A 12,052-nucleotide genomic window follows, 5' to 3' on the forward strand; every position below is an offset into this window, starting at 1 on the left:
TCCTTTTTTATTTTTAATTCTATTATTTTCACTATAAAATGTAAATGGATTTTTGCTATATGTTTATGGTATAATGATATGTATGAAAGGGGCGCTCAATGTGCTGGAACATATCTGGATTAACCCAATTAAAAACAGTGATTTAAAGGTGTATCAATACGGCTATGAAGAGTGTCAGCCAAACCACTCTTACGGCCCTGCCAACCGCGACCACTATCTTCTTCACCTCATCAGCCGGGGCAGTGGGATTTTTCATTGCAAAAATAAAAGCTATTCCCTATCCGCCGGGCAGGGCTTTTTAATTACGCCGGGAACAATTACCTCATACCGTGCAGATGAAAAAGAACCGTGGACCTACTCGTGGATTGGTTTTAACGGTGCTAACGCCGAATTTTATCTTGCTCAAACGGGGCTTTCTGCGGAAAACCCGGTATTTCAGTACCAAGACACAAATTCTTTTTCACAAATTTTTACAAGCCTGAAAAAACTGAACCGAAACACAGTAACCGGCCAGGTTCGCATGATTGGATACCTCTACATGCTCTTGGCTCTGTTAATGGAAAACTCTTCCCTGCTGTCGATTCAGGGGAAAGCATTTTTCAGCTCGAAAGAAGAATATGTAAAAAACGCGGCGGCCTATATTCAAACGAACTATTCCAGAAAAGTAACGGTTGAAGAAATTGCAAATTACGTGCGTCTGAACCGCAGTTATTTCGGTGTGATTTTTAAAGAGCTGACCGGGCTTACCCCCCAGGAGTTTCTCATTGATTTTCGGATTGACAAGGCAAAAAAACTGTTATCCGACATGTCCATGAGCATTGGCGACGTGTCCCGCTCTGTTGGGTATGACGACCCTCTGACGTTTTCAAAGCTGTTTAAAAAAAATGTAGGCGTTTCGCCAAACGCCTACAGAAAAAATATTTAGTTTGCTGTAATAATTACGGTTCTCGTGTCAGGATTCCAATCAACATCTGCGCCGAAGCTTTGCGCAATAAACCGCACGGGCACCATGGTTCTGTCGTTTATAATCTTTGCAGGAACATCTAAAACCTCTGCCGCGCCGTTCAACGTGGCATTTACATCGTCAATGGTCAGCGAAACCGACCTGTCCCCTTTTGCAGCGGAAACCGTTCTGGTTTCTCCGTCCCATGTAACCTGCGCGTCTAATGCTTCAAAAATTGCCCGCAGGGGCACCAGGGTTCTGTCGTTTTCAATGACAGGAAGCTGATCAAAATAAACCTTGTTTCCATTGAGGCGGACAGATATGCAGCGGGGATAGGAAAGCTGAATCAGGCCAAACTTGCCGTCTTTTTCCGCAATGCACAAGTCTTCATAATAAAACCCGGTAAAGTTCAATTTTACATCCGGAACCGGGATTAAGTTTCCTGCTTCGTCCAAAAGGGAAAAGGCGTTTTTTTCTGTTTCCACAACAGCCACGCCGCTGTGAAAATTACCGGCATTCAAGGCCTGAATGGGCGCAAACAGCAATTGGCCCTGGGCGTTATAAAAACTGATGGCTTTCGGTTTGTCAAAATCGCCCTCTGCCGTTTTTGAAATGGTTTCTAAAATTTCCTCTTCCGGCACAACCTCCATCGTAGCAATCAGTTCCTTTGCTTCTTCACCGGTAAATTTTGTGCCGTCATCTTTTAAAACCGTTAGCCCGCCGTCTGTGTGAATCACCGCATATGCATGGTTGTCCGCACAGGAATAAAATGCCGACGAGGCCATATCGCTTACCGCAAACTGCTCAAAAACAGGCTGTCCGCCTCCGTTTAAAAATCCGCCCTGGCCGTCTTTCATAAAGGTAAAAAACGGCGCCTGGGTTGTCCCCGGCAGACCGATATAATCATAAACCGGCTCCGTTACCCAGGTGTAAGCCTCCTCAGCATACACCGGCGTTAAACAGACAGTAAGCAGCATCGCAAATAAACAAAAACCACTCATAAATTTTTTCATTTGTTTTCCTCCTTCGTATAGTAAAAGAACTTAAGCTCTGGGATGTGCCTTTGCATACACATCACGCAGTCTGTTATTAATCAATTTTGCATAAACCTGGGTAGATGAAATGTCGGAATGTCCCAGCATGGATTGAATGGAATGAAGATCCGCGCCATTTTCCAAAAGATGTGCCGCAAAGGAATGTCTTAAGGTGTGGGGCGTAATTTGCTTTTCAATTCCCGCCTGGCCAGCATAAAATTTTACAATTTTCCAAAATCCCTGCCTAGTCATTCGTTTCCCCGCCATGTTTACAAACAGGGCCTGTTCCCCGGGAGCGGCAATGGAATCGCGGATAAAATTTAAATAGTTTTCCATGGCGGCAAGCGCCATTCTGCCTATAGGCACAATCCGCTCTTCTCCGTGCTTTCTGCACCTTATGTAGCCGATTTTAATGTTGGCGTCTCCCACGTTTAAGTCAATCAATTCCGAAACGCGGCTGCCGGTGGCATATAAAAGCTCCAGCATGGCCTTGTCGCGAACAGATTTGGGATCTGAACCGTTGGGCTGTTCCAAGAATTTCGAAACCTCTTCGGTAGTTAAAATTTCGGGAAGCTCTTTTTTCAGTTTCGGCGGCTTCATTCCCTCCGCCGGGTTGCCGTCCACCGCATGAATAGCCGTTAAAAATGCAAAAAAACGTTTCATCGACGCCATATACCTGGCAATGGTTGATGCGGCCTTGTGCTCTTTTTCCAGCTTTAGAACAAACTCGGAAATTATTTTCTTGTCAACCTGACGAAAATCCGAAATTCCCTTTTCAAGGGCATAGTCTGTGAAGCGGGCCGCATCGGAAAAATAAGCCGACGCCGTGTTGTCCAACAGCCTGTTGCTGTTTAAATAAATTTTATATTGTTCCAACAAATCTAACATTGTTCTTGCTCCAATCAATGTTGCATTAAACAAATTGTGATGAAATCAGCTTTATAAAAAGCGGTTCGATATATGCCTGCGCCAATGCGCCGATGCTCACAATGCACAAAAACAAAAGGCCAAATCCCAAAGGGGTAAGCAAGCTCTTTTTCAAATTGATGTTGCCCGCCAACATGCCATAGGAGCTTTTCGCACAGTGAAAGGCATAAGCCAGGCAGCAGGGGCCGATGATAATAACATGCGGCAGAATTGCACACAAAATAATGAAAAAGGCCTTTGCGCCAAACGCTTTGAACAAACAGCAAATAACGGTTCCAAATGAAAACCCTTTCACCAGTGTATAAATCAAAACGGCAGGTGCCCCAACAATGGTCACCGAAGACAAAAACATGACAACTGCAAACTGAATGTAGTTTGCCATGGAAAGGTTAAATGTTTTAATCGCGTCTGTGCCCGAATTGGTTACGTTCGAAATAAAATCCGTAAAATAAAGTTTTATTTCTTCCTCCTGGGCGCCCTTTCCATGAAATGCAAACGCCAACACCGCTCCGGCGGCAAAAATCACGCTTAGCAGAATATAGCCTTTTAAGTTGTTTTCTGTTAAAATTGCAATTTGCGTTTTCAGTTTCTTAATCAAGAAAAATCCCTCTTTTCTCATTTTGTAAGCATGTACAATACATACTATGAGAAAAGAGCACATTCCAGAACAGAAATTTTATCTTACAATGTTTTGTTCCCTTCCGGGCCCAACGCCGACCATTGAAACCTTGCACCCGCAAAGCTCCTCAATTTTGGAAACATAGTTTTTCACATTCTGCGGAAGATCATGATAGCTCCTGACAGAGGAAATGTCTTCGTCCCAGCCGGGAAGCTCCTCGTAAACCGGCGTGCATTTTGAAAGCTCTTTTAAGCTTGCCGGAAACTCTGAAACGGGAGTTCCGTCCACCTCATAACCCTTGCAGATTTTAACCGTGGGCAGGTGGGAAAGCGTGTCTAACTTGTTTAAGGCAATGCCCGTAAGACCGCTGGTGCGAACGGCAAATTTTCCAATCACCGCGTCAAACCATCCGGTTCTGCGCGGCCTGCCTGTCGTCGTGCCAAATTCGCGGCCAATGTTTCGAATTTGTTCCCCGGTTTCGTCAAACAGCTCAGTGGGAAACGGACCTTTCCCCACTCTCGTTGTGTAGGCTTTCATTACGCCAATGCACTCGTCAATCAGCGTAGGCCCAATGCCGCACCCAACGCAGACGCCGCCGGAAACCGGGTGGGACGAGGTGACATATGGATATGTACCCAAGTCCAGGTCTAACAGTGTGCCCTGGGCGCCTTCAAACAACACTTTTTTATTGTCTTGAATTGCCTCGTACAACAGCACAGACGTGTCGGCCGCATAAGTTCTCAGCCTGTTTGCAAATTCTAAATACTGCGGGATAAAGCAGTCTGCATCCAGCGGTTCGCCGCCGTATATTTTCGTAATAATCTGATTTTTAATCTTGGTGTTTGCGCGCGCTTTTTGAACAAATTCTTCTTCATCAAAAAGGTCGCACATCCGAATTCCAATCCGTTCCGCTTTGTCCATATAACACGGGCCTATTCCCCGGCCGGTGGTGCCGATGTCGCCTTTTCCTCTTGCACGCTCTGCAAGGTTGTCCAGCACAATGTGATAAGGCATAATGACATGGGCTCGCAGGTCAATGCGCAGATTGTCCACGCTTACGCCTTTTCCCGTAAGCATATCCAATTCCTCCAGCAAAACCTTTGGGTCTACCACAACGCCGTTTCCGATGAGGCAAAGGGTCTTTTTACCCAAAATGCCGGAGGGCACAAGGTGCAGCTTATATTCCACTCCATTGGCCTCAACTGTGTGACCGGCATTGTTTCCGCCCTGGGAACGCACCACAACATCAGACTCCTGTGCTAAAATATCAATAATTTTCCCTTTTCCCTCGTCGCCCCACTGCGCACCGATTACAACCTTTGTTGCCATGAAAAATTTCTCCTTTCAAAATTTAAATCCATAAAACTTCTTATAATATCATATCAGAAATGTATCCAAAATTCAAGTTATTTCACGTTTCTCGCCGTCGATTTTGCCGTCCTCTAAATAATCTTCCAGCACCAGCTTTGCCGACGCACAGATCGGAACGCCCAAAATCATGCCAAGCGGGCCGAACAATCCGCCAAAAACCGTCACCGAAACCAAAACCAAAAGCGGGCTGACGCCAACCTGAGAACCCACAATTTTTGGCTGAATGATGTTTCCGTCAATCTGACCCAAAACAAACTGGAACACCAAAATCCAAAGGGCGTTCACCGGCCCTAAGCCAATCATTCCAATCAGATAGGTGACAAGCGCCGCAACAATCGGCCCGAAAAACGGAATCATGTTTCCAATTGCCACGGCAAGACCCAAAAACACAGCATATGGCACTTTAAAGCTTGCAAAAACAACTGTGGAAATGGAACCGATTAACACAGAATCGATTAACAGCCCTGCAAAATAGGAGTAGAATAAATTAATAATCTTTTTGATATACCGAACCACCACATCGGTTTTGTGGTCAAATTGAAACCGCTTTTTTATCTTGCTGAAAAAAAGCAAAATATGCTCTTTTTCTAAAATAATGTAGATCGAAACAATAATACTTACCAAGAACGAAACAAAGGAGTTTGCAATGCCTGTAATGACAGAAACATACTCATTCAGCCGTTCAAAATTAAAATAGCTTAACAGTTTTTCACCAATAAAGCTCAAATCCACCTGGGGAATAAACTCAACATGGCGCAGAAGACCGTTTAAGCTGTCGATATACCCCGGCAGCTTTGTCACCAGCTCTTCCACATTTTTATACAGCACCGGCACAATGAAGTTAAACGCCAAAGCCACAACTGCAAAGAAAATAATATATACAATTAAAACACTGATGACCAATGAGTGAGACGTAACAAGCCGGTTATTCACCTTGCACAAAAGCCCTTTTAATTTGCAGACGGGACGGTAGGCAAAAAGCGCAATCACACAGCCAATTATCACCGGCATTAAAATGCCCAGCAACGTTCCGAAAAAAGAAAAAATGCCATTAATATTGTCCACCGATTTATACACAACAATCAGAATCATTCCTGTGATAAGCAGTTTGAACCAATTACTTTCAAAATATTTCATTTAAGTCTCCTAAGCTAACAAATTGAAAAGATGTTTTTTAAATACAGCCATTGGTGGTTGCGCTGCCCTGTGGGATATCCGTTTTTTTCCCAGTCATATTCTAAAATGTTGCAGGCGGGGAAGCGTTCATCCCACCAGATGAAGTGGGAACCCATCAGTTTTTGCCATTCGTGTCCTTTAGGCGTATTGTGTGTAGTAAGACTGCCTGTGTGCTGGGCAGGCTCAAACAGCTCCGGCGTTTCGCCGTAATAAAACGCTGTATCGCCGCTTAAAAAAATGCTTCCATATTTGTCGCCGGCGCCCGGCTGCTCCTCCTGAAACTGGTAGTGATAAAAAACATATCTTGAAACCAAATCCGGAATCAGCTTTGCAAGCATACCGAAACAATAGTCCGGCTTTTTCTTCCGTGCCCAGTGGGACACGCTCTGCGGCTCGTTAAAATGAAAAATATTTGTCATAGGATGAAAATATTTGTCCTCACCGTCCGGCCATTTTGTCAAAAACTCCTCCATTCCGCAAAAAAGCTGGTTCGGCAAAATCTCCTCACCGATAGATTCTATGTAGCAATACAGTTCGCTGTGAAAGGAAAACACGTTTGCGTTCATAATTTTCTCCGTGTTATAAAAATCGCGCTCAACCAGTGCTTTTCTTTCCGCCAAAAACTGTTCTAAATCTCTTTGCTTTCCATCTTTTACAACTGCTTTGTAGGATCTTATAATCATGTTAACCCCTCGTCTTCTTTTTTTGAAAATGACTTGCAAACTTTACCAGAATGCTATCCGGCAACAGCTTCGAGAAAAAATGGGAACATTTCATGAAAAAGCCGGGAACAATCACCTTTTTTCCCTTCAGCATGCTGCGAACCGCCATGTTTGCAACATATTCGCTGCTTAAGCCCTTTAAGCTGAACCGAACGTTAGCAACGCTGTTAAACTCTGTGTCCACCGGGCCGGGACACAGCACAGAAATATACACCTGGCTGTTTTTTTGCGAAAGTTCTTCGTTAATTGCCTGGGAAAGCCGAAGCACATATGCTTTCGAGGCATAATATGCCGCCATAAACGGCCCCGGAAGAAATGCCGCAGACGAAGCGACGTTTAACACAACGCCCCTATCTTTTTCCGTAAATTTTGTCACAAAAAACTTGGTTAAAATGTGCATTGCACGAATGTTCAGGTGAATCATTTGAATTTCACGTTCTGAATCGGTTTGCGTAAATTCGCCAAACAGCCCGGCTCCGGCGTTATTCACCAAAAGGTCTATGTCAAGCTTTTCTGCATAGCTGCAAAGCTTTAGACATTCCGCTTCTTCTGTTAAATCAGCCGTAAAAATTTCCGCGTTTGTTTCCAGCTCATTTTTCAGTTCTGCCAGGCGGTTCTCCCTGCGGGCAACCAAAATTAAGTCGTAACCCTTTTTGCTGAGCACGCGGGCAATATCCCTGCCAATGCCTGAGCTGGCGCCGGTGATGAGTGCAAGCATAATGTTCTCCCTTTAAAATCTGACGACGATTATTCGTCAGAATATTTTTTTAACAAGTTATTTTTAATTTCCCAAAGTTCAGGCGACAAATCTACATAATATTTGTGGGGGAACTCAAACCGTTTCACTTCGTCCCACAGTCTGTCAATTTCAAAGGCGCAGTGCTTTTTAATTTCGTGAACATTCGGACTGTCATACACCCGTTTGCCGCCGGAAAAGAGCTGCGTCGTTATTTTTTCTGCTTTAAAATTTGTCAGTGTTTTCCGCTTCCAGGTATGTTCCGGGTCAAAAATTTCATAGGGCTTCGTGTCGTCAATTACCTCGCCGAACAGCGTAATAACATCGGCAATGGCTTCCCCGCTCTCCTTTGAAAACAGCCGGTAAACCTGCTTAAATCCCGGGTTTGTAATTTTTTCTGTGTTTTCGCTGATTTTAATTTTCGGAATAATTTTTCCGTTCTTTTCAACGGCCGCCAGTTTGTAAACACCTCCGAACACCGGTTCGGATTTAGACGTGATAAGTCGCTCGCCCACGCCGAAGGAATCGATTTTTGCACCCTGCTGCAGCGTGTCGCGGATAATATATTCGTCTAAGGAGTTTGAAGCAGTGATGGTACAGTCGGAAAATCCGGCGTCGTCCAGCATTTTCCGTGCGCGTTTTGAAAGGTAGGCAATGTCGCCTGAATCAATGCGGATACCTTTTGGGCGAAATCCCATCGGAAGCAGCACGTCGTGAAACACTTTAATTGCGTTGGGTATTCCGGATTTTAACACGTTATACGTATCCACCAAAAGCACGCAGGCATCGGGATAAGTTTTTGCATAAGCCGCAAATGCCTCATATTCCGAGTCGAACAGCTGAACCCAGCTGTGGGCCATGGTGCCCAAAGCCGGGATTCCGTCCATGCGCTCAGAAATGGTGCAGGCCGTTCCGCAGCAGCCGGCAATATACGCCGCCCGCGCGCCGTAAATCGCGCCGTCATAGCCCTGGGCCCGGCGGGAGCCAAACTCCATCACTGCTCTGCCCTCTGCGGCGCGGACAATGCGGTTTGCCTTTGTTGCAATCAGCGACTGGTGGTTAATGGAAAGCAGAACCATGGTTTCGATAAACTGCGCCTGAATCACCGGCCCGCGGACGGTTATGATCGGCTCGTGGGGAAAAATCGGCGTTCCCTCGGGAATCCCCCAAACGTCGCATTCAAATTGAAACTCTTTTAAATAGGTTAAAAATGCTTCACTGAAAATGTTTTTGCTCCTTAAAAATGCAATATCTTCCTCGCTGAACTCTAACTGTTCAATATAGTCAATCAGCTGTTTTAAACCTGCCATAATTGCAAAACCGCCGTCGTCCGGCACTTTTCGAAAAAACATGTCGAAATAGGCAATTTCGTCCTTTAATCCATGCTCAAAATATCCGTTGGCCATGGTCAGTTCATAAAAGTCAGTGAGCAGGGTTAAATTTTCAATATTCATTTTAAAGACTCCCATCTAAGCTCTTTCGTTAAAAGCTTTCGTTTACAATTTTATTCATTTCGTTCCGCTTCAAATCAATTTGGCGGCAGAGCTGAAACTGGTTTCTCGCTCTGTCTAAATTATGGTTTCTGTATTTTGTTTTAAAATATGTATCCCCGTTTAAAAAGTCTGCCAAAAAGCGGATTCCGCACTCGTATGTCATAAGCTTTGCCGAAAACGCCAAAAGCTCTTTTTCCGCCGGTGTTATGGTGTTTTTCAGTTCCGAAGCAAACCCTTTGGTAAAGGCCTCAAACAGGTTTAAATCAAAAACCACCTTGTCAAGGTCTGTTTCGTCCTCTGCGGCGGTGTTGGCGCCGAACCTGAGGGCGTCGCCAAAGTCATATAAAAGGGATCCGGGCATTACCGTATCTAAATCAATTACGCAAATCCCCTCACCGGTTTTCTCATCAAACAAAACATTGTTCAGCTTGGTGTCGTTATGTGTTACGCGGCATGGAACGGCGCTTTCTGCAATTGCGCCGCAAACGATGCCCGCCTCAGGCACCTGCTTCATGGCATATTCTAATTCAGGTGAACACTCCTTCACCCTGCCGCAGCAATCGCTGTTAATTGCATCGTTTAATTGTTTCACACGGTTTGGTGTGTCGTGAAACTGTTGAATTGTTTCATAAAGCTGTTCCGCAGGAAAGTCCGCCAGCATGTTCTGGAACCGGCCAAAGGTTTTTGCCGCCTCATAAAATTGCGCCGGTTTTGAAACGGTTTCAACCGTAATGCTGTTTTCAATAAAACGATAAACCCGAAAACAGTCGCCGTCGCCGTCTTTAAAATAAGGAGCGCCGTCTGCTGTTTTCAAGAAATGAAGCGTTCCCCTGTCTGCGTCGCCGTTTGACGTCTTAAGTTTTAAGCGAAGATGAGAGGTCACGCGAAAAATGTTGCTCATAACCTCATCTGGATTCTTAAAAACCTCTGTGTTAATCCGCTGCAATACACAGGGATAGCCGTCTTTTTCTGCGCTGTAGGTGTCATTAATGTGGCCTCCGCCAAAGGATATGCCCTCCGATTTAATTCCGAAGGCACCGCAAATATCTGATAAATAACGTTCAATCATATTGAATAATCCTCTTCATTTTTTATAGAATTCATATAGTCCTCTACGTTTATCACCGCGCCCGAACGCCTTGAATGTTCTGCGGCAAAGGCAATGTAGTGGTTTTTTAAGGAGCGTTCCACCGTGCAAATATTTTTGCCGGCTTCCCCATTGGCAATGTAGTTATAAAATGCTTCCATAATTCCCTCGTCACCGCCGCTGTGCCCTCCGGCCTGCCCCTCTCCGCCCATTGCGGCATAATCATATTCGGAAACGGCCTTGTCCGCAAACGTATAAATCTGAATGGGCTTGTTGTCTTCTAAGCGCGCTTCAATTTCACCTTTTGTTCCCATAATGTGAATTGTTCGGCCTCCCTTGTTAAAGGCGCACATGGTAAACGAAACGGTAACGCCTCCGTCAAACAGCAGGTTTACCACCTGGTGGTCTACTACATTGTTATCGCACCGAAACACACATTTGCCATATTGTGTGGAAGAGATTGCTTTTTTCACGTCATCGTCATTCGGGTTCACCATTTTTGTGCTGGCAGAACGGAACCAGTCGCTGTCGCTTTTTAAGTAAAGCTTCACAGCGTTATAGGGACAGGTTTCTCCCACAGGGCAGCCCTCAATGCAATAATCTGGCGCACCGTTGGGGGCATTTTTTTCGGTGAAATAAGTTAAGCTGCCAAAAGACTGCACCTGTCTGCATTCTGTTCCAATCAGCCACTGCAGAATATCCATGTCGTGACAGGATTTTTGCAGCAGCATAAACGAGCTTTTTGCCTCGTTTCCCCAGTTGCCGCGGACAAAGCTGTGGCTCTGATGTTCATTGCCCACACACTCAATTTGGGAAATGGAAACAATCTCCCCAATTTTGCCGCTGTCGATAATCTCTTTCAAGGCAACAAAAAAAGGTGTAAACCGCAGAACGTGGCAGACCAAAATGCGCGAACCCATTTTTTCTGCAAGGCTGGTTATGGCCTCGCACTCCCTTGGCGTGGGAGCAATGGGTTTTTCCAGCAAAATATCGTAGCCCAAACGAATTGCTTCCATGACAGGTTCAAAATGGTCCCTGTCCATGGTGGCAATAATCGCAACATCCGCAATTTTACCCTTTTCTAAAAGTGGTTTATAGTCTGTAAAACAAAGCCCGTTTGAAAGCGCGTGTTTTTTCTTAATATAATTTCTTCTGCTGTCTGCCGGCTCTGCCACGGCTACAAGTTCAAATTTATCTCGGTTTTCCGCAATAAAGTCTGTGTATGTAATTCCGCGCAGCCCGGCTCCAATCAGGATTGCTTTCAACTTTTTCATTTTCTCACCATCCAAAACAAACTAACTCAATTTTAACATAATTATCCTTATTTTACAATAAAATTAACAGATTTATTTAAAAAAATATTAAATTTTTGAAATTATGTTTCACATTGCTTTTATTTATGATATAATATTATAAACGCTAAAAGAATAAAACATATCTTTAAAGGAGGTTTTTTAAATGGATAATTTTTTCTCAGAAATCAAAAATACAGCCGATAAAGTGGCGAAAAAGTCCAGCGAGCTTGTAGAAATGTCGAAAGTGAAGCTCAGCATGGTAAACACGAAATCGGAAATTGGAACAAACTTCAAGGTTTTAGGCGAACTGGTTTACCTTTCTCAAAAAGACGGAGCTGAACCGGATACAAAAAAAATTGAAGAAACAATTGCAAAAATTAACGAGCTTTATGATCGTCTTGACGAGCTTTCTGAGGTTAGCTCAACATTAAAAAATGAAAAAATTTGTCCTAACTGCACGAAAAGCAACCCGGCCGACGCGCAGTTCTGCTCTGGCTGCGGCTATAAATTTACAAACAACGACCCGGATGATGACGATTTAAATGTGGAAGAAATTACTGAGGTCGATGTGGTTTAAAATTTTTTATTGACAAATGTGAAGAATTACCTTATAATATTATCTTGTAGGTTTTGTGAAATGTAGGTGGAA

At 44.3% G+C, this 12,052-nt stretch carries 12 protein-coding genes; 2 read left to right on the top strand and 10 right to left on the bottom strand.

The window, feature by feature from the left end; translation table 11 throughout:
• Positions 1-100: 100 nt before the first annotated feature.
• A complete protein-coding gene (locus tag H8698_RS07100; RefSeq protein ID WP_249311893.1) occupies positions 101-925 on the top strand; it encodes an AraC family ligand binding domain-containing protein in 825 nt (274 codons plus the stop codon).
• On the opposite strand, the gene H8698_RS07105 is transcribed toward H8698_RS07100, so the two are convergent.
• The 10 genes from H8698_RS07105 to H8698_RS07150 all read right to left on the bottom strand — a co-directional run bounded on the left by H8698_RS07105 (position 922) and on the right by H8698_RS07150 (position 11,382).
• Positions 922-1,956: a copper amine oxidase N-terminal domain-containing protein gene (locus tag H8698_RS07105; protein ID WP_249311894.1), complete on the bottom strand. Its 1,035-nt coding sequence runs from the start codon at positions 1,954-1,956 to the stop codon at positions 922-924. The genes H8698_RS07100 and H8698_RS07105 overlap by 4 nt on opposite strands.
• A 30-nt stretch (positions 1,957-1,986) precedes the next feature.
• Positions 1,987-2,865: a site-specific tyrosine recombinase gene (locus H8698_RS07110; RefSeq protein ID WP_249311895.1), complete on the bottom strand. Its 879-nt coding sequence runs from the start codon at positions 2,863-2,865 to the stop codon at positions 1,987-1,989.
• A 25-nt stretch (positions 2,866-2,890) separates the two neighbouring features.
• Complete coding sequence (locus tag H8698_RS07115) at positions 2,891-3,502, bottom strand: stage II sporulation protein M (RefSeq protein WP_249311896.1); 612 nt, start codon at positions 3,500-3,502, stop codon at positions 2,891-2,893.
• A gap of 78 nt (positions 3,503-3,580) precedes the next feature.
• Entirely contained in the window at positions 3,581-4,852 is a 1,272-nt protein-coding gene (locus H8698_RS07120; protein WP_249311897.1) for an adenylosuccinate synthase, read from the bottom strand.
• Between the two features lie 72 nt (positions 4,853-4,924).
• A complete protein-coding gene (locus tag H8698_RS07125) occupies positions 4,925-6,031 on the bottom strand; it encodes an AI-2E family transporter (RefSeq protein WP_249311898.1) in 1,107 nt (368 codons plus the stop codon).
• A gap of 14 nt (positions 6,032-6,045) precedes the next feature.
• Entirely contained in the window at positions 6,046-6,753 is a 708-nt protein-coding gene (locus H8698_RS07130; protein ID WP_249311899.1) for a hypothetical protein, read from the bottom strand.
• 1 nt (position 6,754) lies between these two features.
• Positions 6,755-7,510 carry an SDR family NAD(P)-dependent oxidoreductase gene (locus H8698_RS07135; protein WP_249311900.1) on the bottom strand — a complete coding sequence of 252 codons (756 nt, stop codon included), beginning with the start codon at positions 7,508-7,510 and terminating at the stop codon, positions 6,755-6,757.
• Positions 7,511-7,539: 29 nt separating this feature from the next.
• Entirely contained in the window at positions 7,540-8,982 is a 1,443-nt protein-coding gene (locus H8698_RS07140; protein ID WP_249311901.1) for a nicotinate phosphoribosyltransferase, read from the bottom strand.
• Positions 8,983-9,010: 28 nt separating this feature from the next.
• Positions 9,011-10,090, bottom strand: coding sequence for a phosphotransferase enzyme family protein (locus tag H8698_RS07145; RefSeq protein WP_249311902.1), 1,080 nt, complete (start codon positions 10,088-10,090; stop codon positions 9,011-9,013).
• A complete protein-coding gene (locus H8698_RS07150) occupies positions 10,087-11,382 on the bottom strand; it encodes a Gfo/Idh/MocA family protein (RefSeq protein ID WP_249311903.1) in 1,296 nt (431 codons plus the stop codon). The genes H8698_RS07145 and H8698_RS07150 overlap by 4 nt, the downstream gene beginning before the upstream one ends.
• A gap of 184 nt (positions 11,383-11,566) precedes the next feature.
• Here H8698_RS07150 and H8698_RS07155 point away from each other — a divergent pair, with 184 nt between their 5' ends.
• Positions 11,567-11,980 (top strand): zinc ribbon domain-containing protein, encoded by a 414-nt coding sequence (locus H8698_RS07155; protein WP_249311904.1) that lies wholly within the window; start codon positions 11,567-11,569, stop codon positions 11,978-11,980.
• Positions 11,981-12,052: the final 72 nt, after the last annotated feature.

The sequence above is a fragment of the Congzhengia minquanensis genome (assembly GCF_014384785.1).
Lineage (GTDB): Bacteria > Bacillota > Clostridia > UBA1381 > UBA9506 > Congzhengia > Congzhengia minquanensis.